The organism is Tabrizicola sp. BL-A-41-H6, from assembly GCF_050632395.1.
Lineage (GTDB): Bacteria > Pseudomonadota > Alphaproteobacteria > Rhodobacterales > Rhodobacteraceae > JAUYQR01.
Window position 1 is genome coordinate 1277364 of the sequence record NZ_CP192600.1, and the last position, 19969, is coordinate 1297332.

Here is a 19969-nt window from a genome sequence, read left to right on the forward strand (position 1 = left end):
TCTGATCGCGCAGGCAGGTTCCCTTGCGGGGAGGGGACATGTCGACACTTCTGGAAATGCGGGAGATCTCGATGGTCTTCCCGGGCGTGAAAGCGCTTGACCGGGTCAGCCTTACGGTCGAAGCCGGGGAAATCCACGCGATCTGCGGCGAAAACGGCGCGGGCAAATCGACGCTTATGAAGGTGCTGTCGGGTGTCTACCCGCACGGCAGTTTCGAGGGCGAAATCATCTACGACGGCAAGCCTTTGCACAATCGCGGCATCCGCGATTCCGAAGCGAAGGGCATCATCATCATTCACCAGGAACTTGCGCTGATCCCGCTGTTGTCGATCGCCGAGAACCTGTTCATGGGCAACGAGGTGGCGACCAACGGCGTCATCTCGTGGCCATTGGCGTTTCAGAAAACGGGCGAGCTTTTGCGCCGGGTGGGCCTGAACGAACCCCCCAGCGCCGTCGTCGGCAAGCTGGGCGTCGGCAAGCAGCAATTGATCGAGATCGCGAAAGCGCTGTCGAAGAACGTGCGCCTGCTGATCCTTGACGAACCGACCGCCGCCTTGCAGGAAGCCGACGCTGACCGCCTTCTGGACCTGATGCTGGAATTGAAGGCGCAGGGTGTGACGCAGATCATCATCAGCCACAAGCTGAACGAGATTTCCCGCGTGGCCGACCGGATCACCGTAATCCGGGATGGGGCGGCGGTATCGACGCTGACGAAGGCCGAAATATCCGAAGACCGGATCATCCGCGACATGGTGGGCCGTGACATGGCGCACCGCTACCCCGAACGGGAAAGCCACCCCGGAGAGGTGTTGTTCGAGATAGAGGGCTGGTCCTGCTGGCACCCCGAACAGGCCGGGCGGCAGATCATCAAGAACGTCTCGCTGAACGTCCGCAAGGGCGAGATCGTCGGAATCGCCGGGCTGATGGGCACCGGGCGCACCGAGCTTGCGATGTCGATCTTCGGTCGCAGCTATGGGAAGGGCCATCAGGGCGCGGTAAAGATGCACGGCAGGCCGGTGGACGTGTCGACCGTGTCAAAGGCGATTGCGGCGGGGATTTCCTACGTGACCGAGGACCGCAAGGCGCTGGGCCTGATCCTTGATGAACCGATCCTGCGCAATATCAGCCTTGCCAACCTTGCCGGCATTGCGACGCGCTCGATCCTCGACAAACGCCGCGAGGCGCAGGTGGCGGAAGGCTACCGCAAGCAGTTGGCGATCCGCACGCCCGGCGTGCAGCAGAAGGTGGTTAACCTGTCGGGCGGCAACCAGCAGAAGGTGGTGCTGTCGAAGTGGCTGTTCACCGACCCAGCCCTTCTGATCCTTGATGAACCGACGCGCGGCATCGACGTGGGTGCGAAATTCGAGATCTACACGATCATGAAGGAACTGGCCGAACAGGGCCGCGGCATCCTGATGATCAGCTCGGAAATGCCGGAACTTCTGGGGATGTGCGACCGGATCTACGTGATGAACGAAGGCCGGATCGTGGGCGAACTGTCGCGCGACGAGGCAAGCCAGGAAAAGATCATGGCGCTGATCGTCAAGGATGTGGGGAGGGTGGCCTAATGTCGGAACCAAAGCAAAGCGCACTGGGGGGACACCTGCGCGAAAACGGGATGCTTCTGGCGCTGGTCGCCATCGTGGTCCTGTTCTCGATCCTGGTGTCGGCTCAGGGCAAGCCGATGTTCCTGCAGGCGCCGAACATCACCAACATCTTCTTGCAGAACGGACATGTCATCATCCTGGCGCTTGGGATGCTGTTGATCATCGTGTCGGGGCATATCGACCTGTCGGTGGGGTCGGTTGCGGCGTTCACCGGGGCTGTGGCGGCGTGGCTGACGGTGGATCTGGACCTGCCGGTGCCGGTGGTGATCGTGCTGACGCTGATCGTTGGCGGGGCGATCGGGGCGGCGCAGGGCTATTGGGTGGCGTTCTGGCGCATCCCGTCGTTCATCGTGACGCTGGCGGGGATGATGGTGTTTCGCGGCGCCACGATGCTGATGCTGGGCGGGCAGAACATCGGGCCTTTTCCAAAGGCGTTTCAGGCGATGTCGTCGGGGTTCATCCCCGATCCGACCGGGCTGATGAAGCCGCATGGGCTGACGCTGATCATCACGGCGCTGGCGATTGCCGCGGTGATCTGGATCGGCGTGCGGGCGCGGGCGCGTGATGCCGAATTCGGCGTGACACCGGAACCGGCGGGCCTTTTCTGGGGCCGCACGGCGGTGATCGCGGCGGCGACGGCGTTTGTGGGCTACCAGCTTGCCTCGTTCCGGGGGCTGCCGAACGTGCTGATCGTGCTGACGGTGCTGATCGTCCTTTATGCGTTCTTCACCGAAAACACCGTTCAGGGGCGGCGCATCTACGCCACCGGCGGCAATGAAAAGGCGGCCAAGCTGTCGGGCGTCCGCACCGAACGGCTGGTGTTCTTCTGCTTTGTCAACATGGGCGTCCTTGCGGCGCTGGCCGGCATGATGGTGACCGCGCGCCTGAATTCGGCCACGCCGAAGGCCGGCACCGGGTTCGAACTTGACGCCATTGCCGCCGTGTTCATCGGCGGGGCCGCGATGGCAGGCGGGTCGGGCAAGATCGTCGGCGTGGTGATCGGTGCCTTGATCATGGGCGTGATGAACATGGGCATGTCGATCCTTGGCGTCGGCATCGACTACCAGCAGATGATCAAGGGGCTGGTGCTGCTGGCCGCCGTGATCTTCGACGTCTACAACAAGAACAAGTGAGGCAGGACATGCATTTATCCACTGTCAAGGGCGCGGGCGTCGTGGCTCGGACGGGGGCCGAGGCGCGGCGGGTGCAACGCACGGCGTCGGTCTACGAACTGGCCACGGCGGCGATTGCGGCGGGGCATGGGCTGGCGGAAGAAGTGGCGCGCCGGGGTCTGGGCGACGTGGTGGACCTGACCCGCGCCACCTTCGAATTGCCGGTCAGCCACCCCGATCCGGCGCACCTGCACCTGACGGGCACGGGGCTGACACACCTTGGCTCGGCCTCGGCCCGCGATGCGATGCACGCAAAGCTGGAAGGGGCCGAGACGCTGACCGACAGCATGAAGATGTTCCGCATGGGGCTGGAAGCCGGGCGTCCCGCCAAGGGCGAGGTCGGCGCCCAGCCAGAGTGGTTCTACAAGGGCAACGGCCATGCCGCCGTCGCCCCCGGTGCCGCGCTGGAAGCCCCCGGCTTTGCCGAGGATGGCGGCGAAGAGCCGGAGGTTGCGGGCGTCTACCTGATCGGCCCGAACGGCGCGCCCTACCGGATCGGCTGGGCCTTGGGCAACGAGTTTTCCGACCATGTCACCGAACGGGTGAACTACCTGTGGCTGGCCCATTCCAAGCTGCGCGTCGCGTCTTACGGCCCGGAAATCCTCGTGGGCGACTTGCCTAATGATGTGCGCGGCACCAGCCGCATCCTGCGCGGTGGCAAGACGCTGTGGGAAAAGCCGTTCCTCAGCGGCGAGGCGAACATGTCGCACACGCTGGCCAACCTTGAACATCACCATTTCAAGTACGGCATCTTCTGCCAGCCGGGCGATCTGCATGTGCATTTCTTCGGCACAGCCACACTGTCCTACGCCGACGGGATCAAGACCGAACCCGGCGATGTGTTCGAGATCGAGGCCCCCGCCTTCGGCCAACCGCTGCGCAACCCGCTGTCGTTTGCCCCCAAGACCGAAGGCGCGACCTCAGTCCTGCCACTTTGACCACCGAATTCGAGGCCAACATGCTGACCGGAAAACACCTGATCGCCGGCGAATGGGTCGGTAATACTCCGACATTCGCCTCGTCGCCCGCGCATGGGCCGTCGCATGACTTTTCGGTCGGCACGCCCGCGCATGTCGCCGCCGCGTGTGAGGCGGCAGAGGCGGCCTTTCCGGTCTATGCGGCGACGGCGCGGGCCGATCGCGCCGCGTTCCTGACCCGCATCGCCGATGAGATCGACGCGCGAGGGGCCGAGATCACCGAAATCGGCACCCAGGAAACCGGCCTTCCGGTCGCACGGTTGGAGGGGGAGCGGGGGCGCACCACCGGCCAGCTTCGCCTCTTCGCCGCGCATATCCTGAAGGACGGCTGGCTTGACCGCCGCCATGACGCGGCCATTCCGGACCGCCAACCCGCGCCGCGCCCGGACCTGAAGCTGATCCAGCGGCCTATCGGCCCGGTCGCCGTGTTCGGCGCATCCAACTTTCCGCTGGCGTTCTCGGTTGCGGGCGGCGACACCGCGTCGGCGCTGGCGGCGGGCTGTCCGGTGGTGGTGAAGGGGCATTCAGCCCACCCCGGAACCGGCGAGATCGTGGCGCAAGCGATCGACGCTGCGATCAGGGCCTGTGGGATGCCTGCGGGCACCTTCAGCCTGGTGCAGGGCGGCAAGCGCGACGTAGGCGAGGCACTGGTCCAGCATCCGCTGATAAAGGCGGTAGGATTTACCGGCTCGCTTGCTGGGGGGCGCGCGCTTTTCAATTTGTGCGCCGCACGGCCAGAACCGATCCCGTTCTTTGGCGAACTCGGGTCGGTCAACCCGATGTTCCTGCTGCCCGCCGCCATTGCCGCACGGGGCGACGCCATCGCCAAAGGCTGGGCCGCCTCGCTTACGCTTGGCGCGGGGCAGTTCTGTACCAACCCCGGGATCGCGGTGGTGATCGACGGCCCCGAGGCGGATGCCTTTGTGGATACCGCCAAGACGGCGGTCGCGGGTGTTGGCCCTCAGACCATGCTGACCGACGGGATTGCCGAAGCCTTCCGTGCCGGGCGCGACCGGGTTGCCGCTGGCAGCGGGGTGCGCGCGCTTCTGACCACGACCTGTGACCATCGCAACGCCACACCCTACCTGTTCGAAGTGGCGGGGTCCGACTGGCTGGCCGACCACAGCCTTTCGGACGAGGTGTTCGGCCCGCTAGGCCTGATCGTCCGGGTGCGCCACGCAGCCGAGTTGCAGGACATCGCCCGCAGCCTGCAGGGCCAGTTGACCTGCACGCTGCACCTTGATGACGCTGACCTTGATCTGGCCCGCGCTCTTGTGCCGATCCTGGAGCGCAAGGCGGGCCGGGTGCTGGCCAACGGCTTTCCGACCGGGGTTGAGGTGGTTGACGCGCAGGTGCACGGCGGCCCTTACCCGGCCTCGACCAACTTCGGCGCCACCTCGGTTGGAACCCTGTCGATCCGCCGCTGGGTGCGGCCCGTCGCCTATCAGAACATGCCGGCGGCCCTGCTTCCGGAAGACTGGGCGGATTAGCGCACAAGGGGCCGCAGATGGCTGACGTGACGATCATCGGGCAGATCGACGGCCGCGATATCAAAGCCGCGACGCTGTTCGGCCCCGGTGGCCTGCGCGTCGTGCTGCTGACATACGGCGCGCGGCTTGCCGAGCTTTGGGTGCCCGACCGCGACGGCAGCCTTGCCGATATCGTGCTGGGGCATGATGATTTGCAGGATTGGCGCACCCAGGGCGGATATCTTGGCGCCACCTGCGGGCGCTATTCCAACCGCATTGCCGACGGCCGGTTTGTGCTGGATGGCCGCGCGATCAAGGTTGACCAGAACGAAGGCAACCAGCACCTGCACGGTGGGCGCGACGGCTTTGACCGTAAGCTCTGGACCATCGACAGCCACTCCGCTCAGCACGTCACCTTTGCCGCAGCGTCGCCCGACGGCGAAATGGGCTATCCCGGCGCGGTCACGATGCGAACGACCTACCGGATCGACGCGGCTGGTGGCCTCGTGATCGAGATGACAGCCAAGACTAACACGGCGACCGTCATCAACATGGTCAACCACGCTTACTTCAACCTTGCGGGGCAGGGTGCGGGCGACGTGATGGGGCAGCTTCTGTCCGTCTGTGCCGGGTTCTACCTCCCGGTCGACGACCGCCTGATCCCGACCGGCGAAGTGCGCCCAGTCACCGGCACCGCGTTCGATTTTCGCGCGCTGCGCCCGATCGGCGCGCTGTTGCCCGGTCCGGGCGGGTTCGACCACAACCTCTGCCTGTCGGCCCCGGTCGCTGCCGACGGCCTGCGCCCCTGCCTGCAGGCGCTGGACCCGGTGTCGGGACGGCGGATCACGATGTCGACCACGGAGCCCGGTGTGCAGCTTTACACCGGCGCGCATTTTGACGCCACGCCCGGCAAGGCCGGCCAGCGTTACGCGCGGTTTGCCGGGTTCGCGGTCGAGACCCAGCGCTTTCCCGATTCGCCGAATAACCCGCATTTCCCCTCTGCCCGTCTGGCACCGGGCGAAACCTACCGCCACGTCATGCGGTTCGACTTTTGCCCAGCGCCGCGCTGAAACGCGCCACAAAAGCCGGTCACCCAGCCTGCACGCTTGCTTTCCGAAAGGCTGCTCCTTAGGAAACGGCTTTGGCATTTGACCGAGCCGTGCGGTATGGTTCCCGGCATGCCCGACTTGAACCGGCGGACCTCGGATTCCGTCTTTGAGGTCACCCGTTCCACGCGGCCCGCGTGTCGCATTACCAGAGGCAACCAGCCGGACAATGATCAGCTTTCTGAAGGCCCGCCTGGCAGGGAAGATTCGGCACTTGTCGGAGACCAGCCTGCTTGGCCGGCTGCTGCTGGAAAACCTGCCGGAACACAGCGGGCGCTATTTCGTGGCGATCCTTGCAATGGTCGTCGTCGCTGTCACGACCGCGGCCACCGCATGGATCATGGGCGCGATCGTCGACACGATGACCAACCCCGAACAGCGCGGAATGGTCATCGTCGTGGCGGGCGCTGTGGCGGGCATCTTCATCGTGCGCGGTCTTGCGTCCTATGCCCAGATGGTACTGATGGCGCGGGCCGGCAACCGGATCGTGGCGCAGAAGCAGGCCGAACTTTACCGCAAACTGCTGCAACAGGACGTCGCCTTCTTTTCGCGCACGGAATCGTCGGATGTTTTGGTCCGCGTCACGCAAAGCGCGCAGATGGCCCGCAACGTGATCGATACCATCGTCACCGGGTTTGTCCGCGATCTTCTGACCCTGATCGGTCTGGTGGCGGTGATGTTCTGGCAGCAACCGTTCCTGTCGCTGGTCTGTCTGGTGATCGGCCCCTTGGCGATCTGGGGGGTGCGGCGAATTCTGACCCGGGTGCGCGAGGTGATGTCGCAGGAGATGGCGGGCATCGCGGAAATCTTCCGCGTGGTGCAGGAAACCTCGACCGGCACGCGGGTGATCAAGGCCTTCGCACTGGAAGGCCTGATGATCGAACGGATGGATGCGGCGGTTCGCTCGGTGGAAAAGCGCGCCAACAAGATGGTCCGGCTGGAGGCGGCAACGACGCCGCTGATGGACACTATCGCCGGCGTGGCGATCGGTTCGATCGTCCTGCTGAGCACGGTCAGTTTCTTTGGCCACGCTGCCGGCACGCCGGGGCAATTGATGTCGTTCGTCACCGCCTTTCTGATGGCCTACGAGCCGGCAAAGCGGCTGTCGCGGATGCGGGTCGTCATAGAAGGTGGCATGGTTGGGGTGCGGATGATGTATGACCTGATCGACCGCCCGCGCGGCATGACAGAGGCCGCCGATCCGGTCGATCTGCCGGTGGGGCCGGGAATCATCAAGATCGAAAACGTCAGCTTCGGCTATGGCGGCGGACGTCGGGTAATCGAAGGGCTGACCCTCGATCTGCCGCAGGGTGGGACCACCGCGCTGGTCGGGCCGTCGGGCAGCGGCAAGTCGACGGTTCTGAACCTTCTGTTGCGGCTTTACGACCCGGACGAAGGCCGCATCGTGATTGACGGGGCCGACCTGCGTCAGGTGCGCTTTGCAGCACTGCGTCGCAAGATGTCCTACGTCGGACAGGACACGTTCCTGTTTTCCGGCACGGTGCGCGAAAACCTGCGGCTGGTCCGGCCCGAGGCGGACGATGCCGAAATCATCGAGGCCGCGCGGGTGGCCCATGCCGATGAATTCATCGCAGCCCTTCCCAAGGGCTATGACACCACCATCGGCCAGAACGGGCTGTTCCTCTCGGGCGGCCAAAGGCAGCGGTTGGCGATTGCGCGTGCGGTGTTGCGACGGCCGGAAATCCTGCTTCTGGACGAGGCGACGAGTGCTCTCGACACCCATTCCGAAGAACTGGTGCGCGACGCCCTGCTGCGCGTGACGCAAGGCGTGACCACTGTGGTCGTCGCGCACCGTCTGTCGACCGTCCTGCGCGCCGACCTGATCTGCTATCTGGAAAACGGCAAGCTGGTGGAATCCGGTCGGTTCACCGACCTGATGGCCAAGGGCGGCAAGTTCCGCGATCTTTACGAACGGCAATTCTCCACCGGGATGGAGCTTGCCGGGGCTGAATGAGAATGGCCCCCTTTGCACGCTGGACCAGATGACCCTTGCAGGGCCGCTCGTTGGCGTGAACTTAAACGCAACGTGAACAGCGGGTTCGCGGCTGGTTAAACAACATTGTTGCAGGATAAAGGCGTGGTGAGTCGGAATTTTGCCAGAATTCAGGCGGGTTCGACCGGGGGAAGGGGGCTGAACATGCTGCGATCGACGAATGATCATGATCGTCTCTATCTGACAGCGGACCTCTGGCCAAAAGAACCACGGTCACCGAAGGCGGCAACGGCAGGTCTTGCGCTTTTTGCCGGGCAATTCAGTCGCTTCCCGCCTGTCGAAGACGTGGTGGTCGCCCTCGACCGGATCGCATCGCGCACCATCGCCGCCTGATCGGCACATTCGTTTCAAAACGCAAGGCCACCCGGAACTGGGTGGCCTTTTTCATTTCATCTGCCTCCGGACCGCAAAAAAACTGCACCGGAAGGGGACATCCGGTGCAGTTCTTGCAGTCCTGAATGCTGGTCAGAGACCAAGCAGTTTCTTGACTGCGGCTTCCACTTCGTCGGTCACCGGCTTGTTGGCCGCTGCCTCCAGAAGCGAACGCTCGACCGCGGGCTGATCGGCGACCTGCTGTTCCAGATCGGCAACCTCGCCGGACAGGGTGTCGTAGGCGACCGTATCCGAACGCTCGCCTTCCAGCGCAGCCTTGTCCGCTTCAGCGGTTTCGATTTCGCCGGTCAGGGTGTCGATCTGCTCCTGAATGTCGGCGTCGTTGGCGCCGCCAAGCTGCTCGGTCAGGTCGGCGATCTCGGTGGTCTTGGTCGAGATCGTGGTATCAAGCGCTGCCAGTTCGCTGTCGATTTCCTCGACCGTGCGGGTCGGTTCCGGCAGAGCCGCCAGTTCCGCAGCCTTGGTGTCCAGCTCTTCCTGAATCGCTTGCCCAGCAAGGACCGAGTCGCGATAGGCCGCGATCCGGCCGACGCGCGAATTGGGCGACGCGTTCTTCAGCGCGTTGGGATTGGCGTGGGCCGCGTTCAGCGCGCCAAGGTCAGACGCGCTGACGCCAAGCTCGGACGCGAGGTCCTTCTTCTTCGACTTCTTGGCCGAGGACTTTTCGCTTTTCGCCGTCGACTTGGCCTCGGAGCCGCCCCCGGATTTCTTGGAACTGCTTTCGGACTTTGCGCTGGAACCGCCGCCACCGTTGCCATTCCCGCCGCCGTTACCATTCCCGCCGCCGTTACCATTGCCCCCACCATTGCCATTGCCGTTCTTGGCATAGGCTGCGTCGGGCATCGACACGGTGGTCACTATGGCGGCCGACCCTAGAAGGGCGATCGTCAAGGAACAGGCTTTCAGGATCTGTTTGGTCGAAATCATCATGGTCTGCCTCTGCGCGTTCTGCAGGAACCTTTCGGCACCTACGGTTGTTTCACTTCCTGCGTCGACATGTGCAAGTTGCAGCCGCCGAGTCGCAGGTCTGTGCAACGCTTAGACAACAGCCCGGTTAAACCTGCAGCGAACCGATTGTTCATCGCCAGTTCACGTCGCGCTTGATAGAAAAGTTGCATGAAACACCCTGCGGTCCTCCTGCTTCTGGCAAGCCTGGCCTTTTCGGCGCCGGCGTTTGGGTCGACCGTGCGCGAGGTCGCGGCCGCGGAACTGCGCAGCATCGTCAATGCGGGCGATGCGATCAGCATGAAGCGCGTGATCGACAGGGTCGCCAAGGCAAGCGGCGGCCAGCCGATCGAGGCGCGGGCCTTCGCAGGCGATGATATCTTCTACAGGATCGTGCTGAAGAAAAGCGACGGGTCGCTGGTCAGCGTGATCATCAATGCAAGAACTGGCGAGCAAGTCACGAAGAACTCCGAAATTGGCCGGATGGTCACCTCTGCGGCCAAGTCCGGGGCAGGCAAGGCCAATGGCCAAGGCAAGCCCGCTTCTGCGGCCAACGCAGGCAGCAAGGGCGGCGGCAACGGCGGCGGAAATGCTGGCGGCAACGGCAACAACAACGGTGGTGGAAACGGCAACGGTGGCGGCAATGGCGGTGGTGGCGGCAACGGTGGTGGCGGCAACGGCGGCGGCAATGGCAACGGTGGCGGCAATGGCAACGGCAAGAATTAACCACCTTAATTGTTGCCAAGTTCGCGTATAGTCTCGGTCGAATGAGAATATTGCTTGCAGAAGACGAACCGGTCCTGTGCGACCAGATCAAGCGCCTCCTCGTCGCGGAAGGCAGGGTTGTCGACATCGCACGCGACGGTCAGGAAGCCTGCTTTCTTGGGTCCACCGAACCTTATGACATGATCATCCTCGACATTGGCCTGCCGTTGCGTGACGGCACGTCGGTGCTGAAGGAATGGCGGGCCAAGGGGATCGCGACGCCCGTACTCATCCTGACGGCACGCGACGGCTGGTCTGACCGCGTCGATGGGCTGGATGCCGGGGCCGATGACTACATGACCAAGCCCTTCCACCTGCCCGAACTTGCCGCCCGGGTGCGCGCGACGCTGCGGCGCAGTTCCGGGCGCACCAACCCGCTGGTTGAAAAGAACGGCGTGGTGTTCGACACGCGCACCGGCCGCGCCACGGTACACGGCGTTCCGGTCGACCTGACGGCGCAGGAGGTGGCGGTGCTGTCCTACCTCATGCACAACACCGGGCGGCTGATTTCGCGCACCGAACTGTCAGAGCATATCTACGAATACGACGGTGACCGAGATTCAAACACGATCGCGGTGTTCATCAACCGTTTGCGGAAAAAGCTGGGGCCGGATCTCATCCAGACCATGCGCGGGCGCGGATACATGATCGATCAGGGCTGATGCTGTCGCTGCGCAAAAGAGCGTGGATAAGCGGCAGCCTGTCGGCGCTGGTCGCGATGATGGCCGGCATGTTCCTGCTCTATTCCTACCTGAACCTGAAGGTGCTGGAGCGGTTCGACGCGACGCTCACCGAACACCACACTCGCATCGTGGCCGCGCTGAACAATGTCGGCGACGATCCGGCGCGTCTGGGCGAGCTGATCTTCGATCCCGAATACCAGACGCCCTATTCCGGCAAATACTGGCAGGTGACGGGGCAGAACGGGCAGATCTACAGCTCCGCCTCGTTGTTCGAGAGCACTTTGCCAAGGCCGGTCGATCTGTCGAACCGGCTGCTGATCGGCAACGTCGTCGGCCCTGAACACGAGACCTTGCGCGCGGCCTACCAGATCATCACGCTTGAAGATGGCAGCGTCTGGACTGTTGCGGTGGGGCAAAGCCGGGCAGGCCTCAATGCCGAACGCGAAGAGATGCGGCGTAGCCTGCTTCTTGCCTTTGCGCTGGTGGCGGGGATGGGTCTGGTCAGCGTGCTGGCCCAGACGGCCGCGATCCTGCGCCCGCTGGAAAAGCTGCGCGAGGATGTGGCGCACCGCTGGGAACGCGACGAAGCCCTCAGCGAGGCGGATTATCCCGAGGAAGTGGCGCCCCTTGTCACCGACATAAACTCGCTTCTGGAACGCAACCGCGACATCGTCGGTCGGGCGCGGCGGCAGGCTGCCGATCTGGCCCACGCGCTGAAGACGCCAAGCGCGATCCTGCGCAACGAGTTGATGGCGCTCAGGGAAAAGCGGGCCAAGGTCGACAAGGCGCTGGATGCGCTTGACCGGCTGGACGCCCAGCTTGGCCGCTCTCTGGCGCGGATCAGGATGTCGAACACCGGCGAATCCACGGCGGCACGCACCGACCTCAGCCATTCGATCAACCGGTTTTCGCGGCTGTTCAGCGCAATGGCCGCGCGTGATGGCAAGGCGCTGACCACCGCTTGCGACCCGGACCTGACCATCCGGGTCGATGCGCAGGACATCGAAGAGGTGATCGGTAATGTGCTGGATAACGCCTTGAAATGGTGCGTCCGGGCAATCGCGCTTTCGGCGCGGCGGGTGGGCGATACGGTCGAAATCCGGATCGAGGATGACGGACCCGGCATCCCCGAGGCCGACCGCGCCGAGGCGCTGCGGTCGGGTGGGCGGCTTGATACTTCAAAGCCCGGCACCGGGCTGGGGCTGGCCATCGCGATCGACCTGTTGCGCGCTTACGGCGCTTCGCTTGAACTGGATACCTCATCCCAGCTCGGCGGGCTTGCGGTGCGGGTGACGCTGCCCGCACGGCTGGTGGTGACGGGCTGACCCCTCGTCAGACCGGATCAAGCCCGGCGATGAAGGCGGCAAACTCGGTCTCGTCCACCGCAACGTCATGTTCCGGGCCGGGGTAGCGACCCGCCTTCACATCGGCCACGAATTCACCGAAAGCGTCGATGCGTTCCTGTTGCAGGCGTTCGTATTCGGCGGCGAAGTTGCGGTAGGTCTTGGCATGGCGCGGGCGGTGGCCGCGCGTGCAGCCAAGCACGTCTTCGGCAAAAAGGTATTGCGCGTCGGTGCCGCTGCCCGCACCCATGCCCAACGTCACCAGCGACGACCGCCGGCTCAGTTCGGCGCCGATGCGTGCCGGCACCACCTCCAACTCCACCGCGACAGCGCCCGCCGCCTCCAGCTCCTCCATCGCGCGCCAGACCGACAGGGCGCTTGCCGCGGTCTTGCCAACCGCCTTGAAGCCGCCGGTCCATGTGGCCTTGTGCGGCACAAGACCGACATGGCCCACGACGGGCAGCCCTTCCGCCGCCATCCGGCGCACGGTTTCCAGTGCGGCGCTGCAATAGAATGCATCGCCCCCGGTCTTCAGCGCGGCGAAACCCGCGCGCAGGTAATCATCGGTCGAGATCGGGCCGCCATACAGCAGCCCCACCTGCACAAAGCAATCACCCGCCGCCTCGCGCATCGTGTCGGTCCAGACCGGGGCGATGATCGACAGGATATCTACCCCCGCCGCTGCCGCCGCCGCCGCTTCGTCCGGCGTTTCGACGTAAAGCATGGTCAGGGCGCGGTGCCCCTTGGCCGCGCGCAGATCGGCGACGGTCATCCTGCGGGTACGCATCTGTGGGTCCCCTTCGGTCAGGCGATGTCGATGAAGACGCGGCCAGCCTCGACCTTGACCGGATAGGTCTTCAGGTTGACGCAGACCGGCGCGCGCTTGGCCTCGCCGGTGCGGTAATCGAACTGGCCGTTGTGCTTTGGGCATTCGATCAGGTGGCCCATCACCAGTCCGTCGCAAAGGTGTACATCCTCATGCGTGCAGCGCCCGGCGGTGGCAAAGAAGTCCCCCTCCGGCGAATGGTAGATCGCAAAGGTTTGCGAGCCGTGGTCGAAGCGGATCAGATCCTCTTCGTCGATGTCATCGGTGGAACAGGCGTTGATCCAGGGCATTCAGGTCCTCATTCGGCTGGAACGGCGTTGACGGGGGCGCTGGCGGTGATCGGCGTGCCGGGCGATGTCTGATGCAGCTCCTCGCGGTAGGGCTTGGCAGTCGGCGGCAGGCTGCGCTTCAGAAAGAAATCCTCATAGGCCAACTGGCGGCGGAACGCGGGCCACATCTCGCGGAAGCCTTCGATGATCGACCGGTTCGGCGCGGGCAGGTCGTGCTTGATGGCTTCGTGCAGGCGGGGCAGGGCGTGATAGGGCACCATCGGGAACATGTGGTGTTCGACGTGGTAGTTCATGTTCCAATAGATGAAGCGGCTGATCGGGTTCATCAAGACGGTGCGACTGTTCAATCGGTGGTCGATGACGTTGTCCGCCAGCCCCCCATGCTGCAAAAGCCCGGTCATCACATGGTGCCACGCACCATAGATGCGCGGCAGGCCGATCACCATCAGGGGCAGGATCGACTGCATCCAGACGGCCAGCGCGATGGTCGCCACATAGATTGCCAGATGCACGATCGCCACGCGCCGCACGCGGCCCCATTCGCTTTGCGGCGCGAAGGTCCGCTCATCGACATTCGGGCCGAAGGCCGCGTTGTAGACCAGGTTCGGGAAGAACCTGATCACATCAATGATGCCGAAGAAGTTCAGGATCACCTTCGCCAGCTCCGGCGGCCGCATCACCGCGATTTCCGGGTCGCGACCGACGATGTAGGTGTCGGTGTGGTGGCGCGCATGGCTCCACCGCCAGGTCGCCGCGTTTCGCATGATCATGAAGGACGCGATCTGGTAGACCACGTCGTTCATCCATTTGGTCTTGAACGCTGTGCCGTGGCCACATTCATGCCAGCGCGAATCCGAGGCGCTGCCGTAAAGCACGCCGTAGGCCAGCCAGAAGGGTGCCGACCACAGGCTTGGCCAAAGCGCGATGCCAAGTCCGGCAAAGAGGATCATCGCGCCATAAAGGATCACCGTGTCGCGGATCGCGGGGGCATCACGTCTTTGCATCAGGTCCTTCATCACCTTGCGCGGCACCTCGGTGTGATACCATTCGGCAGCCGCAAGACCGGTCTCGACCGCGCGCCGTGCGTCGGGCCCCTGAAGACTGTAGTCCCGCTTTGCCATGCCGTTCCCTCCGCTGCATCTGGTGCTGCCGCCCTTGCCCCAAGGGCGCAAGCTGCGTCCAAAGGGGAATAGACCCAAGCGTCGGATCTGGAAACGGGAAACCTTGCAAATTTCGTCAGAAGGCATCAAGAGGGGTTCCTCAAAAGACGAAAACTCGTCAAACAGAGGTCAGCATGAGCCGTCGCCCCACGATCCATGATGTTGCACGCGAGGCGGGCCTGTCGCCTGCCACCGTGGACCGCGTGCTGAACGGGCGCGAACGGGTGCGCGAGGAAACCGCGCGCCGTGTCTATGATGCGGCGCGGGCCGTGGGCTACCACGCGGCGCCGTTGATCGGCCAGCGGGTGCAGGCCGACATGCCACGCCTCAGGCTGGGCGTCGTGCTGCACAAGGAGCGTCAGTCGTTCTACCAGCAGTTCAAATCCGAGCTTGAACGGTCGGCCGCGGCGGCCGCAGGCATGCGGGTGTCGGTGAAGGTGGAATTTGCGGCCTCGCAGTCGCCGGGTGATTTCGCCAGTCTGATCGACGCAATGGCGGGCCGGGTGGATGCGGTGGCCGCAACCGCCGTGACCCACCCTGAAGTCACCGATGCCGTCGTGCGGATGAACGCGCGCGGCATACCCTGCTTTGCCCTCTTGAACGATTTCGCCCAGGGTGTTCGGCAAAACTACCTTGGTCTCAATAACTTGAAGGTCGGCAGGATTGCCGCGCACATGATCTCGCAATGTGCGAACCAACCGGGGAAGATTGCGGTTTTCGTTGGCGGCTATCGCTGGCACGGCCATGAATTGCGGGAAACCGGGTTCCGCAGCTACTTTCGCGAATACGCGCCGCAGTTTCACGTGCTGGACACGCTGGTGAACCTTGAAACCCGCCAACTGACCTACGAGGCCACGCTGGATCTTCTGGGCCGCCATCCCGACCTGCGCGGCATCTATTGCGCCGGTGGCGGGATGGAGGGGGCGATTGCCGCGCTGCGCGAGGTGCGCAGCGCCGGCGAGGTGGCGCTGATCGTCAACGAACTGACCCCTGAAAGCCGGTCTGCGCTGATCTCGCATGAGGTGACGATGGTAATCGCCACGCCCTTGCAGCGGTTGTGCGCCGATCTGATCGGCCTTGCGGCGGATGCGGTGCAGAACGGGGTGCCATCGGTTTCGGGCCAGCATTTCCTGCAACCCGACCTTTACCTACCCGAATCTGTCTGACGAAAAAACATCACGGTGGGCGAATTTGTCGTCAGCCCTGACGAAAACCGCAGCCCCCGCCATTGACGCGAACGGGCGACTCGGCCCACGGTCCGGCGCAACCAATACCGGCCAGGGGGGCCATGCCTATGATTTCGTTTGCACTGAACCACATGACCGTGGCGAAGCTGTCCTATGTGGCTCTTGTCGATCTGGCGGCCAGCCTTGGCTGCGTCGGGATCGAGGTTCGCAACGACCTGCCGCAACCGCTGTTCGACGGAATGTCGCCGCAAGCTGCCGGTGATCTGGCGCGGTCGCGCAAGCTGCGCCTTCTTGCGGTGGCCGAGGTCAAGCGGTTCAACGAATGGTCCGACGCCAAGGCCGCCGAGGCGCTGGCCCTGATGCAGATCGCGAAGGCCGCCGGTGCCGAAGCGGTCAGCCTGATCCCGCGCAACGACAACCTTGGCACCGGCAACGGCGAACGTCAGGCCGCGCTCAGGGTGGCTCTGAAGGCGCTGAAACCAATGCTGGAAGACCACGATCTGGTCGGCATGGTCGAACCCCTCGGCTTCGAGATTTGCGCCCTGCGCTACAAATCCGAAGCGGTCGATGCGATCGAGGCGCTGAACGCGACCGGCCGTTTCAAGCTGGTGCATGACACGTTCCACCACACGCTTGCTGGCGGCGGGCCGATCTATCCGGCCCACACCGGCATCGTTCACATATCCGGCGTTGTGGATAAGGGCCTCTCGACCGGCCAGATGACCGACGCGCACCGCGTGCTGGTCGATGGCGGTGATGTGCTGGGCAACGCAGACCAGATCCGCGCCTTGCAGGCTGCAGGTTACGCCGGCCCGGTGTCGTTCGAGTGTTTTGCTCCGTCGGTGCATGATCTGGCTGACCCAGCCAGCGCCCTGCGCACCAGCATGTCCCATCTTGCCGCGGCTGTGGCGTGACACATGCCGCGGTTCGATTTTGCAACCGGTTGCAAAAATCTGTTGACCGCGCAAAACAAGTGGATCAGCCTCAAAAAGTGGCTGATGAAGTGAATCGTTCAGTTTTTGCGAAAGTTAAACGTGCGCAAAAATCATTGCGATAAAGTCGAACTCGACGTAGTAAACGTAGACCTGACCTGCCCGATGGCAGAAAAAACTCTGGGAGGAGTACCATGAAAAAGACCCTGATCGCCGCCGGTTTTGCGGCATTGATGACCACCACAGCGATGGCCGATGGCATTGGCGTGTCGATGGCGCGGTTCGACGACAACTTCCTGACCGTGCTGCGCAACGGCATCCAGGCACAGGCCGATGCGGCTGGCCTGTCGGTGCAGATCGAAGACGCACAGGATGACGTGGCCAAGCAGTTGGACCAGATCAACAACTTCATCGCTTCGGGCGTCGACGCGATCATCGTGAACCCGGTCGACACCTCGGCCACGCAAGCGATGTCCGACGCCGCCGCCGCCGCCAACGTGCCGCTGGTCTACGTGAACCGCCAGCCGATCAACGTCGACACGCTGCCCGACAATCAGGCGTTCGTCGCCTCGAACGAAGTAGACTCGTCCAGCCAGGGTTTCATCGAGCAGTGCAACCAGTGGAAGGCCGCCGGCAAGGATGAGGTGAACGTCTATGTCATGCAGGGCCAGCTGTCGAACCAGGCTGCCGTGCAGCGCACGCAGAACTACTACGACGTGATCGAAGCAGGCAAATGCGCCGTCAAGGTCAACGTGATCGACCAGCAGACCGCGAACTGGAGCCGTGACGAAGCGCAGAACCTGATGACCAACTGGCTGTCGACCGGAACCGCCTTTGACGGCGTGCTGGCCAACAACGACGAAATGGCGCTGGGCGCGATCCAGGCGATGAAGGCCGCCGGGATCGACATGGCTTCGGTGATCGTGTCGGGCGTCGACGCGACGCAGGACGCGCTGGCATCGATGCAGGCGGGCGAACTTGACATCACCGTGTTCCAGAACGCAGCGGCCCAAGGCGGCGGCGCGCTTGATGCAGCGGTCAAGCTGGCGGCGGGCGAAGCGGTCGAACAGAAGGTCTACGTTCCGTTCGAACTGGTGACCCCGGCCAACATCGACAACTACCTGTCGAAGAACTGATCCATCGCTTACACCGGAAGGGGCGGCGCCAAGGTGCCGCCCCTTCTGCGCTCAGGCCGCAAGGAGACCAACATGGCGAACACCTCGAATGGGATCGGCGGCCTGACCTTCGACCCGAAGAAACGGACACGCGCTCCAGAACTGAACGTGCTGGCCGCGCTGATCCTGATCATCGTCGCCTTCGAGGTTCTTGGCCGGTTGTTCATCGGCGACAGCTTTCTGTTCAACACCCGCGACAACGTCGACACGCTGTTCAACGAGCAGCGACTCCAGATCATCATCCTGCAAGTCGCCATCGTCGGGATCATCGCGCTTGGCGTCACGCAGGTCATCATCACCGGCGGCATCGACCTTTCCTCCGGCTCGGTCGTCGGCCTGACGGCTATGGTGACGATGAGCTTCGCGCAGGTTGCGATGGTCAACGGCAACCCCAACCCCAAAGCGATCTTCGGGCCGGAGTGGATGGACCTTCCCGTCCTTGTCCCCCTGATCGTCGGCCTCGGCTGCGGGCTGTTCGCGGGCCTCGTGAACGGCCTTCTGATCGCCTACACCAAGATCCCGCCCTTCATCGCCACGCTTGGCATGATGGTCACGGCGCGCGGGGCGGCGAAGTGGTGGTCCAAGGGCAACCCGATCTCGTTCCCGACCGACAGCTACGCCGCCATCGGCCAGGGCATGATGCCCGTCGTGATCTTCGTTGTGCTCGCGGTCCTCTTCCACCTCATCATGACGCAGACGAAATACGGCAAGCATTGCTATGCCATCGGCTCGAACGAAGCCGCCGCTCGCATGTCGGGGATCAACGTCGCGGGCCACAAGGTGCTGGTCTACACCATTGCCGGCGCCTTGGCCGCACTGGCCGCCGTGGTCCTGTCGTCGAAGAACCTGACGGCTCAAGCCGGCATGGGCGTGATGTACGAACTGGACGCCATCGCCATGGCCGTGATCGGCGGCGTTTCCCTGCAAGGCGGGCGCGGGTCGATCATCGGTACCTGCCTTGGTGCGCTTATCTTCGGTGTCATCATCTCCGGCTTCACCTTCCTCAAACTCGACGCCTACTACCAAGAGATGGTGAAAGGCGTGATCATCGTCGGCGCCGTGGTCCTTGACCAGTGGCGGCAAACCAAGAAGGGGCGCGGCTGATGACCGATTTCATCCTCGAGACACGCGGGCTGACCAAGCATTACGGCGGCGTCCACGCCCTGACCGGTGCCGACTTTGCCCTGACCCGCGGCGAGCATGTGGCGATCATGGGCGACAACGGGGCGGGCAAATCCACCTTCGTGCGCCAGATCACCGGCGTCGAAAAGCCAACCGATGGCAAGATCGTCTTCGACGGGGTGGAACACACCTTCCAAAGCCCGATCGAAGCACGCGAGGCCGGGATCGAAACCGTGTTCCAGACCCTTGCCCTGGCCGATGACCTCGACGTGCCGTCAAACCTGTTCCTTGGCCGCGAGAAGATCCGCTTCAACCTCGGCCCGTTTTCCATCCTCGACAAGCGGGCGATGAAAGAGGCTGCGATGGCGGCCCTGGTGAAAACCGGGGTCAAGATTCCGAACCTGATGAACACCATTCGCAACATGTCGGGCGGGCAGCGCCAATGCGTTGCCATCGCGCGGACGGCGGCGTTCAAATCCAAGCTCGTCATCATGGATGAACCGACAGCCGCCCTTGGCGTGCAGGAAACCGCACAGGTCGAAAACATCATCCGCACCCTGAAAGAGGCGGGAGAGCCCCTGATCCTCATCAGCCACAACATGCGGCAGGTATTTGACCTCGCGGACCGGATCGTCGTCTTCCGCCGTGGCCGCATCGTCGCCAACCTCCGGAAAGAGGAAACCAGCGGCGAAGACGTGGTGGCCTACATCACCGGGGCCAAGACTGGCGCCGACTATCAGGGCGCAGCCTGACACGGGGTGGACCTCCCCGCGTCGAACCCTTATCGACTTTGACCAGAACAC

Annotated in this window: 19 protein-coding genes; 15 read left to right on the forward strand and 4 right to left on the reverse strand. The window is 63.7% G+C overall.

The genetic code is table 11. The features are described 5' to 3' along the window. The first annotated feature begins 38 nt into the window (after positions 1–38). The 7 genes from mmsA (at position 39) to ACROUL_RS06405 (ending at position 8678) form a co-directional block, all read left to right on the forward strand. Positions 39–1568, forward strand: a complete 1530-nt coding sequence (mmsA, locus tag ACROUL_RS06375; protein WP_431298679.1) for a multiple monosaccharide ABC transporter ATP-binding protein — start codon at positions 39–41, stop codon at positions 1566–1568. Further along, positions 1568–2740 (forward strand): multiple monosaccharide ABC transporter permease, encoded by a 1173-nt coding sequence (gene mmsB / locus ACROUL_RS06380; protein ID WP_431298680.1) that lies wholly within the window; start codon positions 1568–1570, stop codon positions 2738–2740. The genes mmsA and mmsB overlap by 1 nt, the downstream gene beginning before the upstream one ends. An 8-nt stretch (positions 2741–2748) precedes the next feature. Beyond that, positions 2749–3717 carry an AraD1 family protein gene (araD1, locus tag ACROUL_RS06385; protein ID WP_431298681.1) on the forward strand — a complete coding sequence of 323 codons (969 nt, stop codon included), beginning with the start codon at positions 2749–2751 and terminating at the stop codon, positions 3715–3717. Between the two features lie 20 nt (positions 3718–3737). Beyond that, a complete protein-coding gene (locus ACROUL_RS06390) occupies positions 3738–5246 on the forward strand; it encodes an aldehyde dehydrogenase (NADP(+)) (protein ID WP_431298682.1) in 1509 nt (502 codons plus the stop codon). A gap of 17 nt (positions 5247–5263) precedes the next feature. Continuing rightward, a complete protein-coding gene (locus ACROUL_RS06395; RefSeq protein ID WP_431298683.1) occupies positions 5264–6295 on the forward strand; it encodes an aldose epimerase family protein in 1032 nt (343 codons plus the stop codon). Between the two features lie 250 nt (positions 6296–6545). Further along, complete coding sequence (locus tag ACROUL_RS06400; RefSeq protein WP_431298684.1) at positions 6546–8306, forward strand: ABC transporter ATP-binding protein; 1761 nt, start codon at positions 6546–6548, stop codon at positions 8304–8306. Between the two features lie 183 nt (positions 8307–8489). Continuing rightward, positions 8490–8678 (forward strand): hypothetical protein, encoded by a 189-nt coding sequence (locus ACROUL_RS06405; RefSeq protein WP_431298685.1) that lies wholly within the window; start codon positions 8490–8492, stop codon positions 8676–8678. Between the two features lie 132 nt (positions 8679–8810). Here ACROUL_RS06405 and ACROUL_RS06410 read toward each other — a convergent pair whose 3' ends face one another. Continuing rightward, complete coding sequence (locus ACROUL_RS06410) at positions 8811–9668, reverse strand: hypothetical protein (RefSeq protein ID WP_431298686.1); 858 nt, start codon at positions 9666–9668, stop codon at positions 8811–8813. Between the two features lie 186 nt (positions 9669–9854). On the opposite strand from ACROUL_RS06410, the gene ACROUL_RS06415 reads away from it, so the two are divergent. The 3 genes from ACROUL_RS06415 to ACROUL_RS06425 are packed head-to-tail and all read left to right on the forward strand — an operon-like array spanning position 9855 to position 12456. After that, positions 9855–10409, forward strand: coding sequence for a PepSY domain-containing protein (locus ACROUL_RS06415; RefSeq protein ID WP_431298687.1), 555 nt, complete (start codon positions 9855–9857; stop codon positions 10407–10409). Positions 10410–10450: 41 nt separating this feature from the next. Then, positions 10451–11110: a response regulator transcription factor gene (locus ACROUL_RS06420; RefSeq protein WP_431298688.1), complete on the forward strand. Its 660-nt coding sequence runs from the start codon at positions 10451–10453 to the stop codon at positions 11108–11110. Continuing rightward, positions 11110–12456: an ATP-binding protein gene (locus tag ACROUL_RS06425; protein WP_431298689.1), complete on the forward strand. Its 1347-nt coding sequence runs from the start codon at positions 11110–11112 to the stop codon at positions 12454–12456. The genes ACROUL_RS06420 and ACROUL_RS06425 overlap by 1 nt, the downstream gene beginning before the upstream one ends. A 7-nt stretch (positions 12457–12463) precedes the next feature. Here ACROUL_RS06425 and ACROUL_RS06430 read toward each other — a convergent pair whose 3' ends face one another. The 3 genes from ACROUL_RS06430 to ACROUL_RS06440 are packed head-to-tail and all read right to left on the reverse strand — an operon-like array spanning position 12464 to position 14711. After that, a complete protein-coding gene (locus tag ACROUL_RS06430; protein WP_431298690.1) occupies positions 12464–13261 on the reverse strand; it encodes a 3-methyl-2-oxobutanoate hydroxymethyltransferase in 798 nt (265 codons plus the stop codon). 17 nt (positions 13262–13278) lie between these two features. Next, positions 13279–13590: a MocE family 2Fe-2S type ferredoxin gene (locus tag ACROUL_RS06435; protein WP_431298691.1), complete on the reverse strand. Its 312-nt coding sequence runs from the start codon at positions 13588–13590 to the stop codon at positions 13279–13281. A gap of 8 nt (positions 13591–13598) precedes the next feature. Then, on the reverse strand, positions 13599–14711 hold the full coding sequence (locus ACROUL_RS06440; protein WP_431298692.1) for a fatty acid desaturase family protein: 1113 nt from the start codon (positions 14709–14711) through the stop codon (positions 13599–13601). A 173-nt stretch (positions 14712–14884) separates the two neighbouring features. On the opposite strand from ACROUL_RS06440, the gene ACROUL_RS06445 reads away from it, so the two are divergent. The 5 genes from ACROUL_RS06445 (at position 14885) to ACROUL_RS06465 (ending at position 19918) form a co-directional block, all read left to right on the forward strand. Further along, complete coding sequence (locus ACROUL_RS06445) at positions 14885–15916, forward strand: LacI family DNA-binding transcriptional regulator (RefSeq protein WP_431298693.1); 1032 nt, start codon at positions 14885–14887, stop codon at positions 15914–15916. Positions 15917–16044: 128 nt separating this feature from the next. Then, complete coding sequence (locus ACROUL_RS06450; RefSeq protein WP_431298694.1) at positions 16045–16851, forward strand: TIM barrel protein; 807 nt, start codon at positions 16045–16047, stop codon at positions 16849–16851. Between the two features lie 212 nt (positions 16852–17063). Next, entirely contained in the window at positions 17064–18005 is a 942-nt protein-coding gene (locus ACROUL_RS06455) for a substrate-binding domain-containing protein (RefSeq protein ID WP_431298695.1), read from the forward strand. A 72-nt stretch (positions 18006–18077) separates the two neighbouring features. Continuing rightward, positions 18078–19148 carry an ABC transporter permease gene (locus tag ACROUL_RS06460; protein WP_431298696.1) on the forward strand — a complete coding sequence of 357 codons (1071 nt, stop codon included), beginning with the start codon at positions 18078–18080 and terminating at the stop codon, positions 19146–19148. After that, positions 19148–19918, forward strand: a complete 771-nt coding sequence (locus ACROUL_RS06465; protein ID WP_431298697.1) for an ATP-binding cassette domain-containing protein — start codon at positions 19148–19150, stop codon at positions 19916–19918. The genes ACROUL_RS06460 and ACROUL_RS06465 overlap by 1 nt, the downstream gene beginning before the upstream one ends. The last annotated feature ends 51 nt before the right edge of the window (positions 19919–19969 follow it).

Excerpts from the sequence above, each read along its gene's own strand:
- mmsA (WP_431298679.1), top strand. The coding sequence starts at position 39 with ATGTCGACACTTCTGGAAATGCGGGAGATCTCGATGGTCTTCCCGGGC.
- mmsB (WP_431298680.1), top strand. The coding sequence starts at position 1,568 with ATGTCGGAACCAAAGCAAAGCGCACTGGGGGGACACCTGCGCGAAAAC.
- araD1 (WP_431298681.1), top strand. The coding sequence starts at position 2,749 with ATGCATTTATCCACTGTCAAGGGCGCGGGCGTCGTGGCTCGGACGGGG.
- ACROUL_RS06390 (WP_431298682.1), top strand. The coding sequence starts at position 3,738 with ATGCTGACCGGAAAACACCTGATCGCCGGCGAATGGGTCGGTAATACT.
- ACROUL_RS06395 (WP_431298683.1), top strand. The coding sequence starts at position 5,264 with ATGGCTGACGTGACGATCATCGGGCAGATCGACGGCCGCGATATCAAA.
- ACROUL_RS06405 (WP_431298685.1), top strand. The coding sequence starts at position 8,490 with ATGCTGCGATCGACGAATGATCATGATCGTCTCTATCTGACAGCGGAC.
- ACROUL_RS06410 (WP_431298686.1), bottom strand. The coding sequence starts at position 9,668 with ATGATGATTTCGACCAAACAGATCCTGAAAGCCTGTTCCTTGACGATC.
- ACROUL_RS06415 (WP_431298687.1), top strand. The coding sequence starts at position 9,855 with ATGAAACACCCTGCGGTCCTCCTGCTTCTGGCAAGCCTGGCCTTTTCG.
- ACROUL_RS06420 (WP_431298688.1), top strand. The coding sequence starts at position 10,451 with ATGAGAATATTGCTTGCAGAAGACGAACCGGTCCTGTGCGACCAGATC.
- ACROUL_RS06425 (WP_431298689.1), top strand. The coding sequence starts at position 11,110 with ATGCTGTCGCTGCGCAAAAGAGCGTGGATAAGCGGCAGCCTGTCGGCG.
- ACROUL_RS06430 (WP_431298690.1), bottom strand. The coding sequence starts at position 13,261 with ATGCGTACCCGCAGGATGACCGTCGCCGATCTGCGCGCGGCCAAGGGG.
- ACROUL_RS06435 (WP_431298691.1), bottom strand. The coding sequence starts at position 13,590 with ATGCCCTGGATCAACGCCTGTTCCACCGATGACATCGACGAAGAGGAT.
- ACROUL_RS06440 (WP_431298692.1), bottom strand. The coding sequence starts at position 14,711 with ATGGCAAAGCGGGACTACAGTCTTCAGGGGCCCGACGCACGGCGCGCG.
- ACROUL_RS06445 (WP_431298693.1), top strand. The coding sequence starts at position 14,885 with ATGAGCCGTCGCCCCACGATCCATGATGTTGCACGCGAGGCGGGCCTG.
- ACROUL_RS06450 (WP_431298694.1), top strand. The coding sequence starts at position 16,045 with ATGATTTCGTTTGCACTGAACCACATGACCGTGGCGAAGCTGTCCTAT.
- ACROUL_RS06455 (WP_431298695.1), top strand. The coding sequence starts at position 17,064 with ATGAAAAAGACCCTGATCGCCGCCGGTTTTGCGGCATTGATGACCACC.
- ACROUL_RS06460 (WP_431298696.1), top strand. The coding sequence starts at position 18,078 with ATGGCGAACACCTCGAATGGGATCGGCGGCCTGACCTTCGACCCGAAG.
- ACROUL_RS06465 (WP_431298697.1), top strand. The coding sequence starts at position 19,148 with ATGACCGATTTCATCCTCGAGACACGCGGGCTGACCAAGCATTACGGC.